Genomic DNA, 26520 nt, shown 5'->3' on the forward strand with positions numbered 1-26520 from the left:
CAGCGCGCCGCCCCTTCGGTCCGGCCCTTCCGCGGTCGATCGGGAGTAAACCGGTTGCCCGGCATCCCCTCCGAGGCCCTATACATGAAGGCACGCGAGGCGCGCACCGGAGGCCATCGCGCATCGTTCAGGCAACCCTACGGAGACGAGGCCAGAACCGTGACGGACATCCTCGATGAGCTGGAATGGCGCGATGTGATCGCGCAGACCACCGACGCAGACGCGCTTCGGAAGGTACTCGCCGAGGGCCCGATCACGGTCTATGCGGGCTTCGACCCGACCGCCCCGTCCCTGCACGTCGGCAACCTCGCCACCCTGCTCATCCTCACCCGGTTCCAGCGGGCCGGCCACCGGCCCATCGGCCTGGTCGGCGGCGCCACCGGGCTGATCGGCGACCCGAGCGGGCGCAGCGAGGAACGCCAGCTCAACCCGGTCGACGTCGTGGCGGAGTGGGTGCGCCGCATCCGCGTCCAGCTCGAGAAGTTCCTCGACTTCACGCCCGGCCCGACCGCGGCGCTGCTGGTGAGCAACCTCGACTGGACCGCGGAGCTGTCCGCGATCGACTTCCTGCGGGACGTCGGCAAGCACTTCCCGGTGAACCGCATGCTCGCGCGCGAGTCGGTCGCCGCCCGGCTCGCCGGTGACGGGCTGAGCTACACCGAGTTCAGCTACCAGATCCTGCAGGCGTACGACTACCTCGAGCTCTACCGGCGGTACGGCTGCAAGCTGCAGGTCGGCGGCAGCGACCAGTGGGGCAACATCACCGCGGGCTGCGAGCTGATCCGCCGGGTCACCGGCGGGCAGGCCCACGCCCTCACCGGCAAGCTCATCACCAAGGCCGACGGCACGAAGTTCGGCAAGACGGCCGGGGGCGCGATCTGGCTCGACCCCGAGCTGACCTCGCCGTACGCCTTCTACCAGTTCTGGCTCAACACCGACGACCGGGACGTCGTCCGGTTCCTCAAGGTGTTCACCTTCCGCAGCCGGGAGGAGATCGAGGAGCTGGAGAAGGCGGTGGCCACGCGGCCGGCCGCCCGGGAGGCGCAGCGGGCGCTCGCCGAGGACGTCACCCGGATGGTGCACGGCGAGGAGGAGCTGGCCCGGGTGGTGGCGGCCTCCCGCGCGCTGTTCGGCCAGGGCACGCTCGCCGAGCTCGACGAGCGCACGCTCGAGGCCGCGCTCGCCGAGGTGCCGCGCGCGACCGTGCCCGCGCTGGGCGCGACCATCGTCGACCTGCTCGCCGAGTGCGGCCTGGTCGAGAGCAAGTCGGCCGCGCGGCGGACGGTGAAGGAAGGCGGGGCGTACCTCAACAACACGCGGGTCACCGACGAGTCGTACGTCCCGACCGCCGACGACCTGCTGTGCGGGCGGTTCCTCGTGCTGCGCCGGGGCAAGCGCTCCATCGGCGGCATCGAGGTCGCCGCATCCCAGGCGTAACCGCGGCGCACCAGAGCGACAGGGACCGGAGCGGGCCGGCACTCGGCGTCGGCCCGCTCTCTGGTGCTTCCGCCCCGGCGGACGTCGGCGCACCCGGCGCGAGATGCGCCGAAGGACGCGTCGGTGTGCGCGTCCGTCCGGCCGGGGAGGCGACCGCCGATCCGGCGACGGTACGGCGCAGCGCGGTCGACGTGCCACGAGGCCCTGAGCGACGCGAGCGCGCGGCCCTGCGAGTGGCGTGTGTCACAGAGCGACCACGTCTCGGCCTCGGGGAATACTCCGGAGCCGCGCGACGTCCTAACCGTGGCGGGCCGGATGAATAACATTCCGGTAGCAAAGATGTGAGATCGCTTCGGATGCGCCCCTTGACCAGCGGTGACCTCCGGCGGGTCGATTTGACGCCGTTGGGGCGGCGACGTAATCTTCTCTTCGCCCCGAAGGCAGGCGGCCCCATGGCGTCGCCGACTCGGGTCCACCCGAGAGGGCGACCGGAGCGGACGGAGAGTCCGGTACCGCGCGAGGTGTCAGCCGGGAAGCGGTTCGACACGGCGTCGGTGAAACGGTCGTCTCGCTGAGGCCGGACCGCACGGTGCCGGCCGGATTCCCTGCAGCGTCGAACGTTTCGAGCGGCATTGTCGCCGAGCGGAGCGATTTGACAGCGGATGGGAATCGGGTGAAACTGCTGAAGCGATTCGGATGAAACGCCCCCGCTGACGGGATCGGCGGATTTCGTCGGCAGGTGTTCGCGTCCGTTCCTTGAGAACTCAACAGTGTGTCAAAAGCCAGTGCATGAGCTTTACCCCGTCATGCCAGGCGCTGCTCGGCAAGCCCTTCCGGGGCTTTGCTGAGAGGTGTGTCTGGGTGATGGTTTTGCTGGGATGTCCCTCTTCGTGGGGGGTGTCTCAAGGGTTTTGAGGCATCTCATGGAGAGTTTGATCCTGGCTCAGGACGAACGCTGGCGGCGTGCTTAACACATGCAAGTCGAGCGGAAAGGCCCCTTCGGGGGTACTCGAGCGGCGAACGGGTGAGTAACACGTGAGCAACCTGCCCTCGACTCTGGGATAAGCCTGGGAAACCGGGTCTAATACCGGATACGACCTGCTCCCGCATGGGGGCGGGTGGAAAGGTGCCCTGTTTGGGGTTTCCGGTCGGGGATGGGCTCGCGGCCTATCAGCTTGTTGGTGGGGTAACGGCCTACCAAGGCGACGACGGGTAGCCGGCCTGAGAGGGCGACCGGCCACACTGGGACTGAGACACGGCCCAGACTCCTACGGGAGGCAGCAGTGGGGAATATTGCGCAATGGGCGGAAGCCTGACGCAGCGACGCCGCGTGGGGGATGAAGGCCTTCGGGTTGTAAACCTCTTTCGGCAGGGACGAAGGTGACGTGTACCTGCGGAAGAAGCGCCGGCTAACTACGTGCCAGCAGCCGCGGTAATACGTAGGGCGCGAGCGTTGTCCGGAATTATTGGGCGTAAAGAGCTCGTAGGCGGCTGGTCGCGTCTGCCGTGAAAGCCCGCGGCTTAACCGTGGGTCTGCGGTGGATACGGGCCGGCTAGAGGCAGGCAGGGGCAAGTGGAATTCCTGGTGTAGCGGTGAAATGCGCAGATATCAGGAGGAACACCGGTGGCGAAGGCGGCTTGCTGGGCCTGTCCTGACGCTGAGGAGCGAAAGCGTGGGGAGCGAACAGGATTAGATACCCTGGTAGTCCACGCCGTAAACGTTGGGCGCTAGGTGTGGGGTTCTTCCACGGGCTCCGTGCCGTAGCTAACGCATTAAGCGCCCCGCCTGGGGAGTACGGCCGCAAGGCTAAAACTCAAAGGAATTGACGGGGGCCCGCACAAGCGGCGGAGCATGTTGCTTAATTCGACGCAACGCGAAGAACCTTACCAAGGCTTGACATCACCCGGAAACGTCCAGAGATGGGCGCTCCCTTCGGGGCTGGGTGACAGGTGGTGCATGGCTGTCGTCAGCTCGTGTCGTGAGATGTTGGGTTAAGTCCCGCAACGAGCGCAACCCTCGTCCCATGTTGCCAGCACGCCCTTTTGGGTGGTGGGGACTCATGGGAGACTGCCGGGGTCAACTCGGAGGAAGGTGGGGATGACGTCAAGTCATCATGCCCCTTATGCCTTGGGCTGCAAACATGCTACAATGGCCGGTACAGTGGGTTGCGAGCCTGTGAGGGGGAGCGAATCCCTAAAAGCCGGTCTCAGTTCGGATTGGGGTCTGCAACTCGACCCCATGAAGTCGGAGTCGCTAGTAATCGCAGATCAGCAATGCTGCGGTGAATACGTTCCCGGGCCTTGTACACACCGCCCGTCACGTCATGAAAGTCGGCAACACCCGAAGCCCGTGGCCTAACCGGTTTCCGGGGGGAGCGGTCGAAGGTGGGGCCGGCGATTGGGACGAAGTCGTAACAAGGTAGCCGTACCGGAAGGTGCGGCTGGATCACCTCCTTTCTAAGGAGCACTCGGCCTGGCTGTTCCGTGACGTTAGGGGTTGCGGGAGAGTTTGGGTCCATGGGCCGCGTTCGCAGGCGTGTGGTCTGCGCGTGGTGTGCTCGTGATCGTGGAGCGCTGGTTATTCAGGCTGCCGGGCCGGCTGCCGGCCGCTAGTACCGCCCATTGCTCTTTGGAGTGGTGGGAGTGGGAATGTGGTTGTGGCGGGGTCTGGTGGTTTGGGCACACTGTTGGGTCCTGAGGGAACGGGCCTGTTGGCTTGTCCCTTGTGGACGGTGCCGGTCTCCGTCATACCGGCTGTCACCTGATCCCCGGTCTACCTCTGTGTGGGCTTGAGGGGATGGGTGGGGGTGTCTGGTGGCGGGTTGGGCTGGTGGCTGTTTGTTGCTTGTGAACTGCATAGTGGACGCGAGCGTCTTGTGTGGCCGCGCCGTGTGTCTGCGGCCGGTGACCTGAGCGAGGGCTCGCTGGTCACATTGGTTGGATCTGACGCCTGTGCTCGAGTTTGGTCTCGAGAGGGTTATCGGGTCGCCGCTTGGATTCTCTGGTCTTGGCCGGGGGTCTCGGGTCGGGATCGGATGCCTGGTGTGGGTGTCGGGTCTGGTGCCGGATCGTGATGGATCTGGCGGGTGTGATCGGTGAGTTGAGCTGCTGGGTTGCTGGTTTGCGGGTGCGGTGGCGTGTGCTCCGTGTGTGGTCAAGTTGTTAAGGGCACACGGTGGATGCCTTGGCACCAGGAGCCGATGAAGGACGTGGGAGGCTGCGATAAGCCTCGGGGAGCCGCCTACCGGGCTGTGATCCGGGGATTTCCGAATGGGGGAACCTGGCCCGAGTCATGTCGGGTCGCCGCCGCCTGAATGTATAGGGCGGTTGGTGGTAACGCGGGGAAGTGAAACATCTCAGTACCCGTAGGAAGAGAAAACAATAGTGATTCCGTTAGTAGTGGTGAGCGAACGCGGAAGAGGCTAAACCGTGCGCGTGTGATAGCCGGCGGGCGTTGCGTGTGCGGGGTTGTGGGAGCTTCCTGGGCTGGTCCGCCGACTGGCCGGGCAGTGAGAAATCGTCATGGTAGCCGAACGTTCTGGAATGGGCGGCCGTAGACCGTGAGAGCCGGGTAGGTGAAACCGTGGCGACTGTCTGGGGGAGTTTCCCGAGTAGCACGGGGCCCGAGGAATCCCGTGTGAATCTGCCAGGACCATCTGGTAAGCCTAAATACTCCCTGGTGACCGATAGTGGACGAGTACCGTGAGGGAAAGGTGAAAAGTGCCCCGGTGAGGGGTTGTGAAAGAGTACCTGAAACCGTGTGCCTACAAGCCGTGGGAGCCGTGTCGCCCATGTTCGTAAGAGCGTGGGTGTGGTGACTGCGTGCCTTTTGAAGAATGAGCCTGCGAGTTGCGGTGTGTGGCGAGGTTAACCCGTGTGGGGGAGCCGTAGCGAAAGCGAGTCTGAATAGGGCGATGGAGTCGCATGCCGCAGGCCCGAAGCGGGGTGATCTACGCATGGGCAGGGTGAAGCTCAGGTAAGACTGGGTGGAGGCCCGAACCCACCAGGGTTGAAAACCTGGGGGATGACCTGTGTGTAGGGGTGAAAGGCCAATCAAACTCCGTGATAGCTGGTTCTCCCCGAAATGCATTTAGGTGCAGCGTCGCGTGGTGCTTGCCGGAGGTAGGGCGCTGGTTGGCTGATGGGCCTTACCGGGTTACTGAGGTCAGCCAAACTTCGAATGCCGGTAAGTTGAGCGCGGCAGTGAGACTGCGGGGGATAAGCTTCGTGGTCGAGAGGGAAACAGCCCAGATCGTCGATTAAGGCCCCTAAGCGTGTGCTGAGTGGGAAAGGATGTGGAGTCGCTGTGACAGCCAGGAGGTTGGCTTAGAAGCAGCCATCCTTGAAAGAGTGCGTAATAGCTCACTGGTCTAGTGATTCCGCGCCGACAATGTAGCGGGGCTTAAGCACACCGCCGAAATCGCGGCACCGTGCACTCCTTGTGGGTGTGTGGTGGGTAGGGGAGCGTCGTGTCGCCGGTGAAGCCTGGGAGTGATCCTTGGTGGAGGTGGCGCGAGTGAGAATGCAGGCATGAGTAGCGTTTCAGAAGTGGGAAACTTCTGCGCCGGATGACCAAGGGTTCCTGGGGCAGGCTGATCCGCCCAGGGTAAGTCGGGGCCTAAGGCGAGGCCGACAGGCGTAGTCGATGGATAACGGGTTGATATTCCCGTACCCGCTGTGGTGCGTCCATGTCGAGGCCGGTGATACTAAGGGTCCTAGCCCGGCCGGCGTTCTTTGAGCGTCGGTGTCTGGGTGAACGCCTGGCCTGATCCGGTAGTAGGCAAGCGATGGGGTGACGCAGGAGGGTAGCCCATCCCAGGCGGTGGTTGTCCTGGGGTAAGCATGTAGCCCGCACCGTAGGCAAATCCGCGGTGCATTGAGGGTGAGGTGTGATGCCGAGCCGATTGTGGCGAAGTGGGTGATCCCATGCTGCCGAGAAAAGCCTCTAGCGAGTGCCGCGGCGGCCCGTACCCTAAACCGACTCAGGTGGTCAGGTAGAGAATACCGAGGCGTTCGGGTGAACTGTGGTTAAGGAACTCGGCAAATTGCCCCCGTAACTTCGGGAGAAGGGGGGCCCCTGCTGGTGAACGGCTGTGCGCTGGGAGCTGGTGGGGGTCGCAGTGGCCAGGGGGAAGCGACTGTTTACTAAAAACACAGGTCCGTGCGAAGTCGTAAGACGATGTATACGGACTGACGCCTGCCCGGTGCCGGAACGTTAAGGGGACCGCTTAGCGAGCTCTTCGGGGCTTGCGAAGGCGAGAACTTAAGCGCCGGTAAACGGCGGTGGTAACTATAACCATCCTAAGGTAGCGAAATTCCTTGTCGGGTAAGTTCCGACCTGCACGAATGGCGTAACGACTTCCCCGCTGTCTCAACCACAGGCCCGGTGAAATTGCAGTACGAGTAAAGATGCTCGTTTCGCGCAGCAGGACGGAAAGACCCCGGGACCTTCACTGCAGCTTGATATTGGCGTCTGGAATGGCTTGTGTAGGATAGGTGGGAGACTGTGAAGCCTCGACGCTAGTTGGGGTGGAGTCGTTGGTGAAATACCACTCTGGCTGTTTTGGGCGTCTAACCCGCGCCCCTGGATCGGGGTGGGGGACAGTGTCTGGCGGGTAGTTTAACTGGGGCGGTTGCCTCCTAAAGGGTAACGGAGGCGCCCAAAGGTCCCCTCAGCCTGGTTGGCAATCAGGTGGTGAGTGTAAGTGCACAAGGGGGCTTGACTGTGAGACCGACGGGTCGAGCAGGAGCGAAAGCTGGGACTAGTGATCCGGCACTTCCGTGTGGTTGGGGTGTCGCTCAACGGCTAAAAGGTACCCCGGGGATAACAGGCTGATCTTCCCCAAGAGTCCATATCGACGGGATGGTTTGGCACCTCGATGTCGGCTCGTCGCATCCTGGGGCTGGAGTCGGTCCCAAGGGTTGGGCTGTTCGCCCATTAAAGCGGTACGCGAGCTGGGTTTAGAACGTCGCGAGACAGTTCGGTCCCTATCCGCTGCGCGCGTAGGAGACTTGTGGGGGGCTGTCCCTAGTACGAGAGGACCGGGATGGACGAACCTCTGGTGTGCCAGTTGTGCCGCCAGGTGCATGGCTGGTTGGCTACGTTCGGTGTGGATAACCGCTGAAGGCATCTAAGCGGGAAGCCGTCCCCGAGATGAGGTCTCCCTCCCCTTTGGGGGGTAAGGTCCCCACGAGATGAGTGGGTTGATAGGCCGGTGGTGGAAGCTCTGTGAGGGGTGGAGCTGACCGGTACTAATAGACCGAGGACTTGACCGCATACGGAGCATGCGGCGCCGCATGGGTGGTGGCGTGTTCCGTGGTTTGCAGGGCGTTTCGTGTTCGCTGTGTGGTTCTCGAGCAGCAACCGGCCGTGTGGCTGTTGTTGTTCTTTGGGTGTCGTTTCGGTGGTTATGGCGGAAGGGAAACACCCGGTTACATTCCGAACCCGGTAGTTAAGCCTTCCTGCGCCGATGGTACTGCACCTTGGGGGGTGTGGGAGAGTAGGTCGCTGCCGGACGACTTTATGTGGACGCCCTCAGTCTTTGTGACTGGGGGCGTTCGCATTTTGTGGGGTGTTTTTGGTTGTGGCTCTGGGGGTTCCCAGAGCCCTTTTTTCGTTTCGTGGTGGCAGGCCGGCCTGGGGCGTACGGCGGATTCGTTCACGTCCTGGCCGGTGGGGCCGGCCGGGGCGGGTGCGCCGGGAGATCGGCATCGACGGTTGTTGGGCCTTGCTAGGCTGGTATGGCCGGGCCACCCGAGGGGTGGCCTTCATCGCGTCAGACCAGTCAAGGCGGGACGGCGTCGAGCGAACGGGGCCAGTACCCCGCGGTCAAGTCCACCCGCATACCCATAGACGGCTGCCCGCGCGCGTATCACTGAACGGACGTGCTGGGCGGGCAACGAAGGACAGAAGTGAACAGAGAGAACGGGCGCGAGGACGTAGGACGGCCCGACAAGGGCGGCTCCCGATCGGGAGGCGCGAACTCCGGTCGCAACCGCGGGTTCCGCAACGATCGCGCGGGCGAGGGTCGAGGGAGGCGCGAAGGAGACGTGAGCCGTTCCGGTGAGCGCCCGGGCCGGCGTCCGGGGAAGGCCCCGCGGCAGGGCGAGCGATGGGAAGGCCGCTCGGCCTACGACCGTGGCCGGGGCCGTGACGAGCGAAACGGCCGCTACGGCGATCGCCGGGACGACCGTGGCGGCGACCGTGGCCATGGCGGCGGCCGACGAGGCCGTGACGACAACGAGTTCAGGCGAGGATACGGCGGCGATCGCAGGGGAGGCCGCGACGACCGCCGCGAGTACGGCTACCGCGACCGAGACGACCGGAACCGTCCCGGCCGGTATCGCGAGAGCGCCGGCGGCGACCGCCAGACCGGGCGGCGCGACCGCTGGGACCGGGACGACCGTCCCCGGCGCTACTTCGACGACCGTGAGCCGGGCCGCCGGGAGTCCGGGCGCGGCCGGGAGGACCGCGTCTCCCGCGACCGCAAGGCTCGGCCGTTCACCCGGGAGGGCTACCGCGAGCGGGAGGAGGCCCGTGGCCTCCGGGCGCGGTACGGCCGCGCCGAGACGAAGCCCGAGCCCGCAGCGGACGCCAAGGACGAGGTGCCACCGGTTCCGGAGGGCATCACGCCGAAGGACCTCGACAAGGAGGTCCGGGAGCGCCTCATGACGCTGCCCAAGGGCCTGGCGAACCTGATCGCCGTGCACCTGGTCGCGGCCGAGCGCGCGCTGACCGAGGAAGACCCCGACCGTGCGTACGAGCACGTCAAGGTCGCCCGCCGCTTCGGCAGCCGGGTGGGCGTGGTCCGCGAGGCCGCCGGCATCGCCGCGTACCGGGCCGGGCGGTACGCGGAGGCCCTCAACGACCTGCGCGCCGCGCGTCGGCTCATGGGCTCGGACGACCTGCTGCCGCTCCTGGCGGACTGCGAGCGCGGTCTCGGCCGCCCGGAACGGGCGCTCGAGCTGATCCGTTCCGTGGAGCCGGAGCGGATCGGACGGGCGGTACGGATCGAGCTGGCGATCGTCGAGTCCGGCGCGCGTCGTGACCTCGGCCAGAAGGAGGCCGCCGTCGTCACCCTGCAGCGGGTGCCGGAGCTGCGGGACACCGAACAGCGGCCGTGGTCGGCACGGCTCGCCTTCGCCTACGCCGACGCGCTCGCCGACGCCGGGAAGACCGAGGCGGCGATCGAGTGGTTCGCCAAGGCGATGATGTTCGACGAGTACGGCGAGACCGACGCGGCCGTGCGGTACGCCGAGCTCACCGGCACCGACGTGCCCAGCTACGAGATCGAGGACATCGAAGAGGACTTCGACGACCTCGAGGCGGGCGACGACGTCCGGCCACCGGCCCCGCCTGCCCGGACCGACCGGGCGGCCACGGAGGCGCAGGGCGACGCGGCCGACGAGAAGGCCGCCGCCCCGGCCGGGCGGGACGATGCGCAGCACGAGCCGGAGCACGGCCCTGCCCGACGGGACGCCGAGGCCGCGCTCGCCGAACGGGCACCCCAGCCGGACGACGACGCCGAGGACAAGGAGCCGACGGGCCACGAACCGGAGGATGCCGCGGACGAATCGCCCGCCCCCGAGCCCGGCGATGCCGCCGTGCGGCCCGAGCCGTCCGTGGAGCCGGCGGACACCGCGGCCCGCACGGACACCGTGGAATCGGGCGAGGCCGGGGACGCGCGGAGCCCTGAGGACGCCGCCGACGCCCCGACCGAGCCGACCGCGGGCCGGACGGAATCCGTGGCTCCGGCGCAGCTCGACGATGAGCCGGGTCTCTTTGAGGAGACCGACGAGCCGCTCGATCTCGATGCGGAAGGGCCGAGCGAGCCGGGCTCCGGCGGCGACGCGGCCGGGCAGAGCCCCGACGCCTCGGTGAACGGGACCGCGAAGGGCACGGATGACGACGTCGTACCGGCCGACGCGGCCGCACCCGCTCCCGCCGCCGAGGAGGCGCCTGCCGCGTCCGTCCCGGTGCGGAACGAGGCCTGAGTCCACGTCGCGACGCGGAAGCGGCGGGCACGCGGAATGCGGCGGTCCATCACCGCCGCCGGACCGCCTGCCCGCCGCCTACCCGTGCCTGCGGCGGAGCGCCGCGTCAGGACGGCGTCTCCGGGCTGATCTTGTTCAGCCAGTGGAGGATGCCGGCGACGTTCGAGGGCGCGCCGCTGAGCAGCTCGAAACGCTCGGCGGTCTCCGGGTCGTCGGTGGAGAGCGCGGCGTAGCGTTCCCGGGTGCGGTCGCGCACCATCGCCACGGCGTGGTCGAGGTCGAGGCCCTCGGCGTGGGCCTGCTTGGTGACGTCCACCCACACGCGCAGCTCCTCGGCCGACCGCTCCAGGGTCGCGGTCACGTCGTCGACCGGCCCGTAGTGGCTGAACAGCAGACGCTGCGGCCCGAGATCGCCGAACAGCTTGATCGAGTTGAGCGCGGTCTGCAGGTCGAAGTCCGGCGGCGGGGTGGCGGGACGCAGGTCGCCGGTCTCCGGCAGGTACACGCCCGCGGCGTCACCGACGTACAGGTCGCCGGTCTGCGAGTCGAGCAGTCCCACGTGGTGCTTGGCGTGGCCGGGGGAGTAGTGGCTGTCGAGCCGCCTGCCGCCGCCGAGGTCGATCGACCCGGTGTCGCCGAGCGCGCGGATGCGCGCGGCGTCGGTGGGGGTGAGCGTGCCGAACAGCACGTCGAGCTTGTCCCCCCACACCATGCGGGCGCTGGCCATCAGGCGGCTGGGGTCCGCGAGATGCCGGGCGCCCTTCTCGTGCACGACGATCTCGGCGTTGGGGTAGTGCCGGGCGAGGTCGCCGACGCCCCCGGCGTGGTCGAGGTGGATGTGGGTCACCACGATCGTGGCGAGGTCCTCGGGGCCGACCCCGAGCGAGGCGAGCGCGTCGATCACCGTCGGCGCGGAGGTGGAGGTCCCGGTCTCGACGAGGCAGGGCCGATCGCCGAGGATCAGGTATCCGGCCGTGATGCCGGAGAACCCGGCCATCCGCGTGTCGATCTCGTAGACGTCGCCGCCGAGTGCTTTCACGTTGTCCACAGCGCACCCCTGGGTGTAAGCCGTCCCACGATGGCGATCAGATCATGCCCGTTTCAGCGTCTCTGACCGATCCAAGTGATCCTACTCACCACCGCCTGCCGGGGGCGGTGACGGGCCGCCGCGCACCGGCCACGCTCACGGCGGTACGGCGGGCGGTCATCCCGGACGTCGGCCGACCCGAGGGACGCATGTGGCACGGGCGAGGCGGACCACGCCCACCTGGGCGTCCGCTCGCGACGACGCGACCCAGGTGGCGGCCCTGCGGCGGGTACGGTGGGCACATCGCGTGCGGCGGAGCCGATGACGCGCGGACTCACCGGGGATCGCCACGCCCGACCTGTCCATACGACGTGACCACGTGAGAGGCGCGGTCGAGCCGTCTGTCGCCGGAACGTGAGAACGAGGGCTGCCGCCCCCGCCGACCTAGGCACCCGGCCGGGCTCCCACCGGGCGTATGCCGCCGGCCGCATCCGTCGCCGGGGAGAGCGGCCCGGACGGCGAGGTAGGGCCGGCGCACCCCGTGCGGCGACGCATGACGCGGGGCGTCGCCCCGCCGCGACGCGGCCACGCGCGGTCGGCCATCCACGCGCCGCCCCGGCGGGCCGCGGTCAGTCGGTGAAGAACGTGCGCAGGACGAGGCCGGTGCGCGGCTTGGGGCCGAACGAGGTGGACTTGCGGGGCACGAGCTCGCCCTGCGCGGCCACGGCCAGCACGTCGTCCACGGACAACGGCCGGAGCAGGACCGCCGTGCCGCCGGTCGCGTCGGCCCGCCGTACCGCCTCGGCGTGGTCGTCGTGCACGACGAGCACCGAGGGGTCGTCGTCGGGCACCCCGAACACCCGCGGCAGCAGGAACTCGCCGAGCACCGCCGGGTCCAGCGACCGCCAGCGGGCCGAGCGGTCCTTCGGCATCGCGTGCTCGAGCTGCAGCGGGTCGGGCTCGGTGAGCAGGTGCGCGTGCCCGCCCCCGGCGAGCACGAACGCGGGCCCGGACGCGTCGGCGAGCGCCGCCAGGGCGTCGGCCAGGTCGGTGAAGTCCTGCACCCGGCAGGCGCCCTTGGCGCGGGCGGCGGCCTCCTCCGGCGTCAGCCCGGGCACCACGCGGTGGATCGCCCGCACCTGAGGCGGGTAGGCGGAGGAGTCGACGAGCATGGCGAGCCCGTAGTCCCACGGGCCGTCGCCCGCCCCGGCCTCCCGCCGCTCCCGCTGCAGCAGCCGGTAGGTCGCGTACCGGTGGTGGCCGTCGGCGATGAGCGCCCGCCGGCCGCGCAGGTCGGCCGCGACCGCGTCGATCTCGTCGGGGTCGGTGACCGCCCACAGCCGGTGCCGGATCCCGTCGCGGGTACGCACGTCGGCCAGCGGCAGGCGCGACTCGGCGACCTCGCCGACGAGCCGGGTGGCCGCCCCGCCGCCGTGGTACAGCAGCAGGATCGGCTCGAGATTCGCCTCGGTGGCCCGCATCAGCCCGAGCCGGTCGGCGACCACGGCGGGCACCGTCTCCTCGTGCGGCAGGATGATCCCCTGGCCCGGGTCGGCCAGGCCCACGTTGCCGATGACGCCCCGCTGCAGGTGGCCGTTCCCGTTCTGTTCGTAGACGTACAGCGCGGGCAGGCCGTCGATGGTGAGCACCCCGGTGGCCAGCCAGTTCCGGAGGGTCTCGCGGGCCTCGCCGTACCGGTGGCGGTCCGCCCCAGGAAGGATCAGGCGCACCACGTTGTTGGGATGAAGGCTGAGAAGGTTACGCAGATCGTCCGGCGAGATCAGGTCGTACGGCGGGGAGGTGACGTCCGCGAGCTCGGGAACCGCGTAGCGCACGCCACGCAGCGGTCGCAGCAGCAGGCCGTCCGGCAACGGCACCTCGGTGCTCGGCATGTCGGGCACTCTCCCCTGTTTGCCTGATTGATCCTGATTCTGCCCCGATGATGAAGTGGTACCTGATTGGCCCGAAACTCGGGAGCTTTCACCGTTCGAAGGAGGTCCCACGTAATGGTGCAAGGACCAAACCCCGCGTCTGATTCCCCGGGGCACGGACCCGGCGTGCCGAGCGGGGACGTCTACGACTGGTTCCAGCGCGGGGTCCGGCTCCTCGAGGAGGGCAGCCCGGCCGCGGCCGCGGCGCTGCTCGAGCACGCCGCCACGGCCGAGCCGGAGTCGCGGAGCATCCGCGAGGCACTGGCGCGTGCCCAGTTCAACTCGCGCCGGTACACGGAGGCCGCCGAGAACTTCCGCTGGATCGTGTCCGCCAACCCGACCGAGGACTACGCCTACTTCGGCCTCGGCCTGTCGCTGTGGCGGAGCGGCGACATGGAGGCCGCGCAGGAGCCGCTCGCGATCGCCGTGGCGATGCGCCCGGATCTGCGGCACTATGCCAACGCGCTGCGGCAGGTCCGCGCCACCCTGAGGGCGAGGCGCGGGTGAGTCGGGAGGTGGACGTGACCGAGACCGAGACCAAGGATTCCGACGTACCGGATGCAGAGGCGCCGCTGATCGCCGGGTACGACGCGCTCCTGCTCGACCTCGACGGCGTCGTGTACCTCGGCCGCGGGGCCGTGCCGGGCGCGCCGCAGTCGCTGACCGCGGCGGCCGAGCGCGGCGTGCGCCTCGCCTACGTCACCAACAACGCATCGCGCACCCCGGCCGCGATCGCCGACCACCTCGCCGCCCTCGGCGTACCCGCCACGCCGGACGACGTGGTCACCTCGGCGCAGGCCGCCGCGCGGCTCGTCGCCGAGCGGGTGCCCGCCGGCTCCCCGGTGCTCGTGGTGGGCGGCATGGGCCTGCGGCAGGCCCTGCGCGCGCACGGCCTGCGCCCGGTCTCCACGGCCGCGGAGAACCCGGTCGCGGTCGTCCAGGGCATCGCCCCGGACCTGTCCTACCCGCTGCTCGCCGAGGGCGTGCTCGCGGTACGGCGCGGCGCCTGGTTCGTCGCCGCGAACGGGGACCGGACGATGCCGACCCACCGCGGCGAGCTGCCGGGAAACGGGTCGATGGTCCGGGTCATCGCCACCGCCACCGGGGTCGAGCCGGTCATCGCGGGCAAGCCCGAGCCGCCGCTGCACCGCGAGTCGATCCTGCGCACCGGGGCGCGGCGCCCGCTCATCGTGGGCGACCGCCTCGACACCGACATCGCCGGGGCCAACCGGGCCGGGACCGACAGCCTGCTCGTGCTCACCGGGGTCACCACGCCGCTCGACGTGCTCACCGCGGATCCGGCCCACCGGCCCACCCACATCGGCGCCGACCTGCGCGCCCTGCACCGGCCGGTGGCGCCGCTCGTGCGCGACGCGGCGGGCTGGCGGTGCGCGGGCTGGACCGCGCGCTGGGAGGACGGGCGGCTCCACCTCGACCGGGACGAGACCGCCGCCGACCCGGTCGACGGGCTGCGCGTCTCCTGCGCGGCGGTCTGGGAGGGCGTCGGCGACGGGCGGGCGGACGACGACGCGGTCAAGGCCGCGCTCGCCGCGCTCGACCGCTGAGCGCCGGCGGCCCGGCGGGGGTCACAGCAGCCGGCGCAGGCGGAGCAGGTCGCCGAGGCTCGCGTCGATCTTCACCCGGCCGCCGAGCAGGGCGCGGGCGAGGTCGAGCTCGCCGTTCACCAGCTGGAGCAGGTCGTCGCTGGTGAGGGTGAGCCTGATCTCGGGGCGGCGGCCGTCCGGGAACGGCGTCTCGGTGAAGGGGTCGAGGCCGTCGGGGTGGATCCGGCCGTAGAAGACCACGTCGATGTCGGAGAGACGGCAGCTGAGCGTGCGCTCCACGACGTGCTTGGTCCGGATCTCCTCGTCGAGCTCGTGGAACCGCTCGACGAGCTTGTCCAGCGCGGCGCGGCACTCCTCGACGCTCGCCATTCGGTGGCCCTCACTTTCTGCGGCCGCTCGAAATGTTCCTACCTACGGACCGTAGCGGTTCCCGGCGGTGCCGCGCGCGGCCCGCCGGGCGAACATTGCCCACCGGCATCCTGACGCGAAACCCCCTTTCACCCGCCGCTCACCTGTCCGCCGCGCATCCTTGAGCGGCGGCCCCGCCCCCGGCCCGGCCACGCCCGCCGTGCCGTACCGGAGGACCCTGAACCGGTTGATCACCGTGCGCGTAGCCCATCACACGTAGCCGGAAGACGGATCGCGTCCACAGGACGGCATCGGCCGCGCCTGCCGGCCCTCGGGACGGCTAGGGTCGGGGCAGGCACGATGCGCGGGCCGCGAGGCCCGCCGTCCGACGCGCCTACCGACGACGGCACCGGTGATCGAAGGAGAAGCATGATCGCAAGCGGCGGCGACGGCGCGGGACCCGCACAGGTCCCACGGCTTTCGCAGGCCACCCCGGACCGGCACCAGGCCGGCCCGCCCGGCGGCGGCCGTCCCGGCGGCGGGACGGGCGGCTCCGCGGCGGCGCCGGTCGAGGCCGCGCTCGCGCCGCTGCGGCGGCTGGAGTCGCTGCCGGTGCGCGAGCACGTCGCCGTGTACGAGCAGGTGCTCGCCGACCTGGAGGCCACGCTCGCCACCGTCGCGGCCGACCCCGCCGCGCCCGGCGGCGGGCGCGACGACCGGGCCGGTGAGCCGGACGGGGTCGCCCGGCCATGAAGCGCACCCGTCTCGACACCGAGCTGGTCCGGCGCGGCCTGGCCCGCTCCCGCGAGCACGCCGCCGAGCTGATCCGGGCCGGGCGGGTCACCGTGCAGGGCCGCGCGGCGAGCAAGCCGGCCACCCAGGTGGACAACGCGGCGGCGATCGTGGTCAAGGAGGCCGAGGAGGGGCCGGACTACGTCTCCCGCGGCGCCTACAAGCTCGCCGGGGCGCTCGAGGTCTTCGGCCCGCTCGGGCTCACCGTGCGCGGGCGGCGCTGCCTGGACGCGGGCGCCTCCACCGGAGGCTTCACCGACGTCCTGCTGCGCAACGGGGCCGCGCACGTGATCGCGGTCGACGTCGGGTACGGCCAGCTCGCCTGGTCGCTGCGCACCGACGAGCGGGTTACCGTGATGGAACGGGTGAACGTGCGCGACCTGACGCCCGAGCTGGTGGGCGAGCCGCCCGACCTGATCGTCGGCGACCTGTCGTTCATCTCGCTGCGGCTCGTGCTGCCGCCGCTGCACGCGTGCGCGGCGCCCCAGGCCGACTTCGTGCTGCTGGTCAAGCCGCAGTTCGAGGTGGGCAAGGGGAAGGTGGGCGCCGGCGGCGTGGTCCGGGACCCGGAGCTGCGCGCGCAGGCCGTGCTCGACGTGGCCGAGGCCGCCCAGGGGCTCGGCATGACCGTGCGGGGCGTCACGGCGAGCCCGCTGCCCGGGCCCGCGGGAAACGTTGAATACCTCCTGTGGCTGGGCAAGGGCCCCGGTGCCCCGCCCGTCCCCGACGTACCGGCGGCGGTGGAGCGCGCGGTCGCGGAGGGACCGCGGTAGGCGATGACGGTGAACGGACCCCAGCAGAGTTTCGTCGGTTCGGGAGCCGGACCCCGGGGCGCGTCCCCGTCCCGGGGCCGGACGCCCGCTGAGCGGTTGGAGTCGGCTTGACGTTTACCCACGACCGTTCCCAACGGCCGGGCTCCGGGCGGCCGCGGTCCGCGCGGCCGGAGCCGGGCGCACCCGGCCTCCGCGGCCCGGCGCCGGCACACCCCCCGACGCCCGCGGCCAGGGCTTGCCAGGCTTGGGAGGTTCGATGAACGCCGAACGGTCGGTCCTGCTCAACGTGCACACCGGACGGGGGGCGGCCGTGGAGAGCGCGCGCCTCGTCATCGAACGGTTCCTCCAGGCGGGCGTCTCCGTCCGCGTCCTTCGCGAGGAGGCCGAGCACATCGCCTGCGCGGGCGCCGAGATCGTGCCGTCCGGCCCCGAGGCCGTGGACCACGCCGAGATGCTCATCGTGCTCGGCGGGGACGGCACCCTGCTGCGGGCCGCCGAGCTCGCCCGGCCGTCGAAGACGCCGGTGCTCGGCGTGAACCTCGGCCACGTGGGCTTCCTCGCCGAGGCCGAGGTGGAGAACCTCACCTCGGTGGTGGACGCCGTGGTCGGACGCGACTACCAGGTCGAGGAGCGGATGACCGTCGACGTCACGGTGCGCAGCAACGGCACCGTGCTCGCCTCCACCTGGGCGCTCAACGAGGCCACCGTGGAGAAGACCGGGCGCATGCTCGAGGTGGTCGCCGAGATCGACGGCCGCCCGCTGTCCCGCTGGGGCTGCGACGGGGTGATCTGCGCCACCCCGACCGGATCGACCGCGTACGCGTTCTCCGCGGGCGGCCCCGTGGTGTGGCCCGAGGTCGAGGCGCTGCTCGTGGTGCCGATCAGCGCGCACGCGCTGTTCTCCCGCCCCCTGGTGGTCTCCCCGCGTTCCACGGTCGCGATCGAGGTGCTGCCCGACGGCCCGCCCGGCGTGCTGTGGGCCGACGGCCGCCGCCGCATCGACCTGCGCCCCGGCGTCCGGGTCGAGGTCTGCCGGTCCGCCACCCCGGTACGGCTGGCGCGGCTGCACGGCATCGAGCACAGCGGGGCCCTGTTCACCGACCGGCTGGTGCGCAAGTTCGGCCTCCCGGTGGAGGGCTGGCGCGGCCGGGCGCGCCCCTGACCGGCGCCCGCCGGGCCGTACCCCCGGGGCCGTCCCCAGGGCCGCACCGGTCATCGAAAGTCTTCGCGACAAGCGCGTAGGATCGAGCCGGCACGAGCTGAGATCGTGGCGGAACGGGAGGGACCAGTGCGGCCCAGGGTCGAGGAGGTCCGGATCCGGGGGCTCGGCGTCATCGACGAGGCGGTCCTGGAGCTGTCCCCGGGACTCACCGTCGTGACGGGCGAGACCGGGGCGGGCAAGACCATGGTGGTCACCGGGCTCGGCCTGCTCTTCGGCGGCCGGGCCGATCCCTCGCGGGTACGGCCGGGCGCCGACCGGGCCCTGGTCGAGGGCACGATCGTCGTCGACCCGGACGGCAAGGTGGCCCGCCAGGTCGAGGAGGCCGGGGGCGAGATCGAGGACGGCCGCCTGATCATCGCGCGCAGCGTGTCCGCCGAGGGGCGGTCCCGGGCCTGGCTCGGCGGCCGCACCGTGCCGGTCGGCACGCTCACCTACCTCGCCGACGACCTGGTGGCCGTGCACGGCCAGATGGACCAGCAGCGGCTGCTGCAGCCCGGCAGGCAGCGCGCCGCGCTCGACCGCTACGCGGGCGCGGAGCTCGCCGAGACGCTAGCCGCCTACCAGGAGGTGTACCGGCGGCACCGGGAGGTCGCCGAGCTGCTGGCCGAGCTCACCACCAAGGCGCGGGAGCGGGAGCAGGAGGCCGAGATGCTCCGCTTCGGCCTGGAGGAGATCGAGAAGGTCGACCCCCGGCCGGGCGAGGACGTGGCGCTGCGCGAGGAGGAGGAGCGGCTCTCCCACGCCGACGCGCTCCGCACCGCCGCCGAGACCGCCCACCTGGCGCTGCTCGGCGACCCCACGACCACCCAGGTCGCGCAGGACGCCGCCACCCTGATCGCCCAGGCCCGCTCGGCCGTCGAGGCGGTGCGCGGGTTCGACCCGGCGCTCGGCGCCATCGCCGACCGGCTCGCCGAGGCCGGCTACCTCGTCTCCGACGTCGCCACCGACCTCGCCGCGTACGCCGAGTCGGTCGACGCCGACCCGGTACGGCTCGCCGCCGTGCAGGAGCGGCGGGCCCAGCTCACCGGGCTCACCCGCCGGTACGGCGAGGACGTCGACGCGGTGCTCGAGTGGGCGCGGAACGCCGCGGCCCGGCTCGCCGAGCTCGAGGGCGACGACGAGCGCATCGCGGAGCTGGCCCGCGAGCAGGAGGAGCTGGTGGCCCGGCTCACCGAGCTGGCCGGGCGGCTCACCGAGATCCGCCGGGCCGCGGCCGAGCGGTTCGGCGAGGCGGTCACCGCCGAGCTGTCCGCCCTCGCCATGCCGCACGCCCGGGTCACCGTGGCGGTCACCCCGGGCGAGGAGTTCGGGCCGCACGGCGTGGACGAGGTCGAGCTGCGGCTCGCCGCGCACCCCGGCGCCCCGGCGCTGCCGCTGCACAAGGGCGCCTCCGGCGGCGAGCTCAGCCGGGTGATGCTCGCCATCGAGGTGGTGTTCGCCGGGGCCGACCCGGTGCCCACGTTCGTGTTCGACGAGGTGGACGCCGGGGTCGGGGGTAAGGCCGCGGTGGAGATCGGCCGCCGCCTCGCCCGGCTCGCCCGCACCGCCCAGGTGATCGTGGTCACCCACCTGCCCCAGGTGGCCGCGTTCGCCGACCAGCACCTGGTGGTGGAGAAGGCGAGCGACGGCAGCGTGGTGCGCAGCGGCGTGGTCGCGCTCGACCGGGAGGGCCGGGCCCGGGAGCTGTCCCGCATGCTCGCCGGCCTGGAGGACTCCGAGCTGGGCCGCGCCCACGCCGAGGAGCTGCTCGCGATCGCGGAGGCCGACAAGGCGGCCGCGGCCCGCTGAGCCTCACCGTCGTCTTATGCCGCCCGAACACCGGGGCGGCTAGGCTCTATCGCGGTGTCTCACGGTCCCGCCACCGGCGCCGCCACAGGCCCGTGACACGCGTTGTTAGGGTTGGTGCGCGGGGGGCGGGATCAATGGGTGTTCTGGGGGGCCGTCGCCCCGGCCGGCCCGGGTGCCGCGACGCGGTATCGGGCGGGCGGGGGCGGCGGCGGACGTGTGTACGGGGAGCGATGGCTGTGACACGCCGTGTTCGGCAAGGCGTCCCGACATGCTCGCTCTGGCAGGATGGTCGTGATGAAGGTGCCGACCTTTAGGGTTCCGGGCCTCCGCAGGCGGAAGGGCGACGACCTTCCCGGGCTGACGGCGACGGCGAGGATCGATCGGCGGACCAAGAGGCTCACCAAGCGTCTCAGGACCGGCGAGATCGCGATCATCGATCACGTCGACATCGACCGGGTGAGCGCGGAGGCGCTGGTCGCATGCGGTGCGGCGGCCGTGATCAACGTCGCCTCCAGCATCAGCGGCCGGTACCCGAACCTCGGCCCGAAGATCCTGCTCGAGGCGGGCATCCCGCTGATCGACAACGCCAGCCCGGAGCTGTTTGAGCGGGTGCGCGACGGCGACGTGGTACGCGTGCACGAGGGCCAGGTGTACGTCGGGGACGAGCTGGTCGGCAAGGGCGAGCCGCGCACCATGGAGAGCGTCGAGGCGGCGATGGCCGAGGCGCGGGCCGGGCTGTCGCTGCAGATCGAGGCGTTCACCGCGAACACGATGGAGTTCATCCGCCGTGAGCGCGACCTGCTCATCGACGGCGTCGGCGTGCCCGAGATCCGCACCCGCATGGAGGGCCGGCACGCCCTGGTGGTGGTCCGCGGCTACCACTACAAGGAGGACCTCGCGGCGCTGCGGCCGTACATCCGCGAGTACCGGCCGGTTCTCGTCGGCGTGGACGGCGGCGCCGACGCGCTGCTCGAGGCCGGGTACCGGCCCGACATCATCATCGGCGACTTCGACTCGGTCTCCGCCAAGGCGATCACCTGCGGCGCCGAGCTCGTCGTGCACGCCTACCGGGACGGCCGGGCCCCCGGCCTGGAGACGGTCCGCAGGCTCGGGCAGGACGCGGTGGTGTTCCCCGCGGCCGGCACGAGCGAGGACGTGGCGCTGCTGATGTGCGACGACAAGGGCGCGAGCCTCATCGTCACCGTCGGCACCCACTGGACCCTCGAGGAGTTCCTCGACAAGGGCCGGGCCGGCATGTCGAGCACCTTCCTCACCCGGCTGCGGGTCGGCAGCAAGGTGATCGAGGCGAAGGGCGTGAGCAGGCTGTACCGCAGCCGCATCTCCGCGGGATCGCTGCTCATGCTGGTCGCGACCGCCCTGATCACGATCGGGGTCGTGCTGTACAGCGCGCCCGTGGGCAAGGTCTGGCTGAACGGCCTGCGCGACACCTGGAACGGATTCATCTTCTGGCTGGTCGGACTGTTCTCGTGATCGATTTCCGGTATCACCTCGTCTCCATCGTCGCGATCTTCCTCGCGCTCACGGTCGGCATCGTGATGGGCAGCACCGTGCTGCAGGAGCCGCTGATCAAGTCGGCCGAGGAGACCACCGCGCAGCTGCGTCAGAGCAATGAGGAGTACCGGCGGGAGAACACCGGGCTGCGGCAGCGGGAGGCCGGGTACGACGCGTTCGTGACCGCCACCGGCCCGACGCTGCTGCGCGGCATGCTCGCCGGCGAGCAGGTCGTGGTCGTCGAGGCGCCGGGCGCCGACTCCGACATGCGCGGCCCGGTCACCGAGGTGCTCACCGCCGCCGGGGCCACGGTCACCGGCTGGATCACGCTCACCGACAAGTACCTCGCCGCCGACCAGGCCGGGCTGGTCGACCAGCTCGCCACCACGCTCAAGCCGGCCGAGGTCACCTTCCCCGAGCAGGCCGGGCCGTACGACAAGGCGGCGCTGGTGCTGGCGAACGCCCTGGTCAGCGGCGAGGCCGGCGGGTCGGCGAAGAAGGACGCCGGGGCGCTCGGCGTGCTCGGCGGGTTCGCGGACGCCGGGCTGCTCAGCGTCGAGGAGGAGCCGGAGGCGCGCGCCGGGTCGGCGATCGTGATCGCCCCCGCCGAGGTGTACGACGGCAAGGACGCCGAGGCGCGGACCGGGGCCGTGGTGGCGCTGGCCACCGCGCTCGACGACGCGGGCCGGGGCGCCGTGGTCACCGGGACGCTGGACGCTGCGGGCAACGGGGGCGTGCTCACCGCGATCCGCGACACCGGCGAGGTGGCCGCCAAGGTCTCCACCGTGGACACGCTCGACATGAGCGCCGGCCGCGCCGCCCTCGTCTTCGCGCTGCGCGAGCAGCTCGACGGCGGCACCGGCCAGTACGGCATCGGCCCCGCCGCGGGCTCCTTCCTGCCTGCCGTCTCGCCCAGCCCCACCCCGGCGGCCGAGTCCGGCGGCTGACGGCCCGCCGCCCGCGCGGCCGGATAACGGTTCGCGCGCCCGCCGGCGTCGGGTGTGCGTCGCGTGTCGCGCCGCACGGCGGGCGGTGGCAGGGTGGGCATCGCGGTGCGCCGCCCGCACCGGCCCCGGCGGGCCGGTCGCCGGACACCCGCCCGCGCGGGGCCGCGTTGCGATCGCGGGCCCGCCCCCGGTGACGGAATCTTTCACGAAGGGACCTTCCGTGGCGCGTTCACTCTCCCGCGCGTTGCTCGGCGCCGTGGCCGGCGCCGCACTCGGCGCGGCCGCCGCCCGTGCGGCCTACGCGGCGTTCCGCCGCAGGCCCCCGGCCGGCGACGAGAAGACCTGGACCCGTACCAACCACCGCGGCGAGCCCATCACCCTGCTCGAGGGGCCGGCGTTCGTCGCCGGCGCCTCCGCCGCCGCGGCCGCCGTGCCCGGCCTGCCGGCCCGCCACCGGGCCGCGGCGGTGCTCGCCGGGCTGGGCAGCGGCGTGCTCGGCGCCTACGACGACCTGTACGGCGCGACCTCGTCGAAGGGCTTCAAGGGCCACCTCGGCGCGCTCGCCCGGGGCGAGGTGACCAGCGGGGCGGTGAAGCTGCTCGGCATCGGCGCCACCGGCCTCGCCGCCGCGGCGCTCGTCTCCCGCGGCCCCGCCGACACCCTCGTCAACGGCGCGCTCGTCGCGGGCTCCGCCAACCTCGCCAACCTCTTCGACCTGCGCCCCGGCCGGGCGATCAAGGTCGGGCTGCTCACCGGCGTGCCGCTGCTCGCCGCCTCGCTGGCGAAGGCCGCCCGGGGCGACGCGGCCGGGGCGTCCGCCGCCGCGCTCGCCGCGGCCCCGCTCGGCGCGGCCGTGGCGCTGCTGCCGGAGGACCTCGGCGAGCGCGCCATGCTCGGCGACGCGGGCGCCAACGCACTCGGGGCGCTGGTCGGGCTCGCCGCCGCGACCCGGCTGGGCCGTGCCGGGCGGCTCGCCGCGCTCGGCACCGTGGTCGCGCTCACCGCCGCCTCGGAGAAGATCAGCTTCACCAAGGTGATCGCGGGCAACCCGGTGCTCAACCGGATCGACATGTGGGGGCGGCGCCCCGCGCCCGCACCCGCGCCCGAGCCCACCGGCGGCGACTCCCCGGCGAGCGAGGCCGCGCAGGCCCCGGCCGCGGCGGAGGCCGCCACCCCGTGAGCACCACCGCGCGGCGGCTCGGGCAGGGGGTCGCCGGGGCCGCGGTCCTCATCGCGGTGATCACGATCGCCGCCCGGGTGACCGGGTTCGGCAAGCAGCTCGCGTTCGCGCGCACGGTCGGCACCAACTGCCTGGCGACCGCCTACTACACCGCCAACCAGGTGCCGAACCTCGTGTTCGAGCTCGTCGTCGGCGGGGCGCTGGCGGGCATGGTGGTGCCCGTGCTCGCCGGGGCCGCCGCCCGCTCGCTCGGCGACGGGCCGGACGCCGCGGCGGCCCGGGCCGAGGCCGGGCACATCGCCTCCGCGCTGCTCACCTGGGTGCTCGTGCTGCTCGTGCCGCTCGCCGTGCTCGTCGCGCTCGCGGCCGGACCGGTGATCGGCCTGTTCACCGGCGGCGACGTGGCGGGCTGCGACACCGCCGCGGTGGTCGACGTCGCCACCCGGATGCTGGTGGTGTTCGCCCCCCAGATCCCGCTGTACGGCCTCGCCGTCGTGCTCTACGGCGTGCTGCAGGCCCACCGCCGGTTCGGCCCGCCCGCGCTCGCGCCGCTCGTGTCGAGCCTCGTGGTGATCGTCGCGTACCTGGCGTTCCCGGCGCTGAGCGGCGGCGTCCGGGACGTGGGCGCGGTGCCGGCCGCGGCCGAGCTCGTGCTGTCCGTCGGCACCACCCTCGGCGTGCTCTCCCTCGTGCTCACCGTCGTCGGACCGGCCGCGCGGCTGCGCCTGCCGCTCAGGCCCACGCTGCGCTTCCCCGGCGGCGTCGCCGCGCGGGTGCGCCGCCTCGCGCTCGCCGGGCTCGCCGGGCTCGTCGCCCAGCAGCTCGCCATGGCCGCGGTGATCCTGCTCGCCAACCGGGAGATCGGCGGCGGGGCGCTCGCCGCGTACAGCTTCGCCTGGGCGATCTACCAGGTGCCCTACGCCGTGCTCGCCGTACCGATCGCCACCAGCGCCTTCCCCGCGCTGTCGGCGCAGGCCGACGGCCGGGACGGCGACCCGGAGGCCTTCGCCCGGCTCGCCGCGCAGACCACCCGGGCGGTGGTGCTCGTCTCCGGGCTGGCCGCGGGGGTGCTCGCCGCCGCGGCGGCGCCGATCGCGCAGGTGTTCATCGCGGGCATGGGCGGCAACGTGCCCGCCCCCTGGTTCGCCCGCGCCATCGCCCTGTTCGCCCCGGGCCTGGTCGGCTACGGGCTGATCGCCCACCTCAGCCGCGTGCTGTACGCCACCGGGCGGGGCCGGGCCGCGGCCACCGGGACGGTCGCGGGCTGGGGCGTGGTGATCGTGGCCCAGGCGGCCTTCGCGGTCGCCCTGCCGCAGGACTGGAAGCTCGGCGGCCTCGCGGCCGGCAGCGCCGTCGGCATGACCGCCGGGGCCGCCGTCCTGCTCGTCTCCGTGGTCCGGGACCGGGGCGCCCGCGCGGTCGCCGGGCTGCCCAGGGCGGTGCTCGCCGCGCTCGCCGGCGGCCTGGCCGGGTGGCTCGCCGGGGCCGGGGTGGTCGCGCTCGCCGGGGACGCCGGGGTGTGGGGGAGCGTGGCGGTGACCGTGCTCGCCGCGCTCGCCGCCGGCCTCGCCGGGGTGGCCGTCGCCGCGGCCACCGACCCCGCCGACGTCCGCGCCGCGCTCGCCCGCGTGCGCCCCCGGGGCGGGGGAGGATGGACCGCACGATCGTCAGGGGAGGACGCCGATGGGTGAGGAACCGGGGCAGGAGCGCGACCGCGCCTCCGTGGCGGAGACGCCGCAGGATCACGGTGCTCGCGGCCGGGAGGCGACGGGGGAGGCCGCCGCTTCCCGTGAGGGGGAGGGGCGCGCGCTGCGGATCGTGCTCGCGCTCGGCACGAGCGCGGGCGGCGTGGGGCGGCACGTGCGCATGCTCTGCGCCGGGCTGGCCGGCGCCGGGCACCGGGTGGTGGTCGCGGGGCCGCGCGGCACCGAGGAGACGTTCGGGTTCGGCCGGGCGGGCGCCCGGTTCGCCGAGGTCCCGATCGGGGACCGGCCGCGTCCGCTCGACGACGCCCGGGCGATCGCGCGGCTGCGCGCCGTCGCCGCGGGCGCGGACGTGGTGCACGCGCACGGCCTGCGCGCCGGGGCCCTCGCCGCGCTCGCCCTCACCGCCTCCCGCACCCCGCTCGTCGTCACCCTGCACAACGCCCCGCCCGCGGGCGGGCTCGCCGGGCGGATCTTCGCCGCGCTGGAGCGCGTCGTGGCCCGCCGGGCCGACCTCGTGCTCGTGGTCTCCTCGGACCTGGCCGCGCGGATGCGCGCCCGCGGCGCCCGCGCGGTGGCGACCGCCGTGGTGCCCGCCCCCCAGCCCGCCCCCGCCGCGCGGCCGCCGGAGGCCGTCCGTGCCGAGCTCGGGGCCGGGAGGCGGCCCGTCCTGCTCACCGTCGCCCGCCTCGCCGCGCAGAAGGGCCTGGAGACGCTGCTCGACGCCGCGGCCGGGCCGTACCCGGAGGACCCGCTGTTCGTGATCGCGGGCGGCGGCCCGCTCGAATCCGGGCTGCGGGCGCGCATCGACCGCGAAGGGCTCCCGGTCCGCCTGCTCGGCCCCCGCGACGACGTGCCGGACCTGCTGCGGGCCGCCGACGCCCTGGTGGTGCCGAGCCGCTGGGAGGGCCAGCCGCTCGCCGTGCAGGAAGGGCTGCGGGCCGGGCTCCCGATCGTCGCCACCGCGGTCGGCGGCATCCCGGACATGGTCGGCGACGCCGCGCTGCTCGTGCCCGCCGGGGACGCCGCCGCGCTGCGCGACGCGGTCCGCCGCCTGCTCGGCGAGCCCGGCCTCGCCGCCCGCCTCGCCGAGGCCGCGGCGAAGCGCGGCGCGGACCTGCCCGGCGAGCGTGAGGCGGTCGCGGCGGTGCTGGGCGCCTACCGCGCGGCGGGCGCCGGGACGGACTCCGGCCAGAGGTGACCCGTTCGCCTCGTCCGCCCCGCAATGCCCGTACTGCCCACCCGATTAGGCGGCCGGAGATCCGATCCCTATACTGGCCGGGTTAGGAGGGGAGTATCCC

At 72.0% G+C, this 26520-nt stretch carries 16 protein-coding genes and 3 rRNA genes; 16 read left to right on the forward strand and 3 right to left on the reverse strand.

Annotation, left to right across the window (positions count from 1 at the left end; genetic code table 11):
* Nucleotides 1-159: 159 nt before the first annotated feature.
* The 5 genes from tyrS to FHX40_RS25475 all read left to right on the forward strand — a co-directional run bounded on the left by tyrS (nt 160) and on the right by FHX40_RS25475 (nt 10431).
* Nucleotides 160-1437: a tyrosine--tRNA ligase gene (tyrS, locus tag FHX40_RS09740; RefSeq protein WP_142259306.1), complete on the forward strand. Its 1278-nt coding sequence runs from the start codon at nt 160-162 to the stop codon at nt 1435-1437.
* Between the two features lie 920 nt (nt 1438-2357).
* A 16S ribosomal RNA gene (locus FHX40_RS09745) occupies nt 2358-3894 on the forward strand.
* A gap of 695 nt (nt 3895-4589) precedes the next feature.
* Nucleotides 4590-7713, forward strand: a 23S ribosomal RNA gene (locus tag FHX40_RS09750).
* Between the two features lie 124 nt (nt 7714-7837).
* A 5S ribosomal RNA gene (gene rrf / locus FHX40_RS09755) occupies nt 7838-7954 on the forward strand.
* The 16S, 23S and 5S rRNA genes sit together here, the layout of an rRNA operon.
* A 533-nt stretch (nt 7955-8487) precedes the next feature.
* Nucleotides 8488-10431, forward strand: a complete 1944-nt coding sequence (locus tag FHX40_RS25475; protein ID WP_189136305.1) for a tetratricopeptide repeat protein — start codon at nt 8488-8490, stop codon at nt 10429-10431.
* A gap of 106 nt (nt 10432-10537) precedes the next feature.
* On the opposite strand, the gene FHX40_RS09770 is transcribed toward FHX40_RS25475, so the two are convergent.
* Together FHX40_RS09770 and FHX40_RS09775 are read right to left on the reverse strand one after the other, a co-directional pair.
* Nucleotides 10538-11479, reverse strand: a complete 942-nt coding sequence (locus FHX40_RS09770; protein ID WP_142259307.1) for an MBL fold metallo-hydrolase — start codon at nt 11477-11479, stop codon at nt 10538-10540.
* Between the two features lie 608 nt (nt 11480-12087).
* Entirely contained in the window at nt 12088-13350 is a 1263-nt protein-coding gene (locus tag FHX40_RS09775) for a DUF1015 domain-containing protein (protein ID WP_142259308.1), read from the reverse strand.
* Nucleotides 13351-13515: 165 nt separating this feature from the next.
* Between FHX40_RS09775 and FHX40_RS09780 the strand changes: the two genes are divergently transcribed.
* Nucleotides 13516-13896, forward strand: coding sequence for a tetratricopeptide repeat protein (locus FHX40_RS09780; RefSeq protein WP_306465726.1), 381 nt, complete (start codon nt 13516-13518; stop codon nt 13894-13896).
* Nucleotides 13897-13910: 14 nt separating this feature from the next.
* On the forward strand, nt 13911-14954 hold the full coding sequence (locus FHX40_RS09785) for an HAD-IIA family hydrolase (RefSeq protein ID WP_142259310.1): 1044 nt from the start codon (nt 13911-13913) through the stop codon (nt 14952-14954).
* A gap of 21 nt (nt 14955-14975) precedes the next feature.
* Here the strand turns inward: FHX40_RS09785 and FHX40_RS09790 are convergent, their stop codons facing one another.
* Nucleotides 14976-15323 carry an SCP2 sterol-binding domain-containing protein gene (locus FHX40_RS09790; RefSeq protein WP_142259311.1) on the reverse strand — a complete coding sequence of 116 codons (348 nt, stop codon included), beginning with the start codon at nt 15321-15323 and terminating at the stop codon, nt 14976-14978.
* 408 nt (nt 15324-15731) lie between these two features.
* Between FHX40_RS09790 and FHX40_RS09795 the strand changes: the two genes are divergently transcribed.
* The 9 genes from FHX40_RS09795 to FHX40_RS09835 all read left to right on the forward strand — a co-directional run bounded on the left by FHX40_RS09795 (nt 15732) and on the right by FHX40_RS09835 (nt 26420).
* Nucleotides 15732-16055: a hypothetical protein gene (locus FHX40_RS09795; RefSeq protein ID WP_142259312.1), complete on the forward strand. Its 324-nt coding sequence runs from the start codon at nt 15732-15734 to the stop codon at nt 16053-16055.
* Nucleotides 16052-16867 (forward strand): TlyA family RNA methyltransferase, encoded by an 816-nt coding sequence (locus FHX40_RS09800; protein WP_142259313.1) that lies wholly within the window; start codon nt 16052-16054, stop codon nt 16865-16867. Before FHX40_RS09795 ends, FHX40_RS09800 begins: the two co-directional genes overlap by 4 nt.
* 256 nt (nt 16868-17123) lie before the next feature.
* A complete protein-coding gene (locus FHX40_RS09805; protein ID WP_142259314.1) occupies nt 17124-18029 on the forward strand; it encodes an NAD kinase in 906 nt (301 codons plus the stop codon).
* Between the two features lie 126 nt (nt 18030-18155).
* Nucleotides 18156-19877: a DNA repair protein RecN gene (gene recN / locus FHX40_RS09810; RefSeq protein ID WP_142259315.1), complete on the forward strand. Its 1722-nt coding sequence runs from the start codon at nt 18156-18158 to the stop codon at nt 19875-19877.
* Nucleotides 19878-20171: 294 nt separating this feature from the next.
* The gene (gene steA, locus FHX40_RS09815; RefSeq protein ID WP_142259316.1) at nt 20172-21368 is read left to right on the forward strand and encodes a putative cytokinetic ring protein SteA; all 1197 of its coding nucleotides are present in this window, start codon (nt 20172-20174) and stop codon (nt 21366-21368) included.
* On the forward strand, nt 21365-22336 hold the full coding sequence (locus FHX40_RS09820; RefSeq protein WP_170198786.1) for a copper transporter: 972 nt from the start codon (nt 21365-21367) through the stop codon (nt 22334-22336). The genes steA and FHX40_RS09820 overlap by 4 nt, the downstream gene beginning before the upstream one ends.
* A gap of 220 nt (nt 22337-22556) precedes the next feature.
* Entirely contained in the window at nt 22557-23516 is a 960-nt protein-coding gene (locus FHX40_RS09825) for a hypothetical protein (protein ID WP_189136304.1), read from the forward strand.
* The gene (gene murJ / locus FHX40_RS09830; RefSeq protein WP_142259319.1) at nt 23513-25207 is read left to right on the forward strand and encodes a murein biosynthesis integral membrane protein MurJ; all 1695 of its coding nucleotides are present in this window, start codon (nt 23513-23515) and stop codon (nt 25205-25207) included. The genes FHX40_RS09825 and murJ overlap by 4 nt, the downstream gene beginning before the upstream one ends.
* Nucleotides 25208-25325: 118 nt before the next feature.
* Complete coding sequence (locus FHX40_RS09835) at nt 25326-26420, forward strand: glycosyltransferase family 4 protein (RefSeq protein ID WP_142261668.1); 1095 nt, start codon at nt 25326-25328, stop codon at nt 26418-26420.
* Nucleotides 26421-26520 lie beyond the last annotated feature (100 nt).

It is taken from the genome of Thermopolyspora flexuosa (assembly GCF_006716785.1).
Lineage (GTDB): Bacteria > Actinomycetota > Actinomycetes > Streptosporangiales > Streptosporangiaceae > Thermopolyspora > Thermopolyspora flexuosa.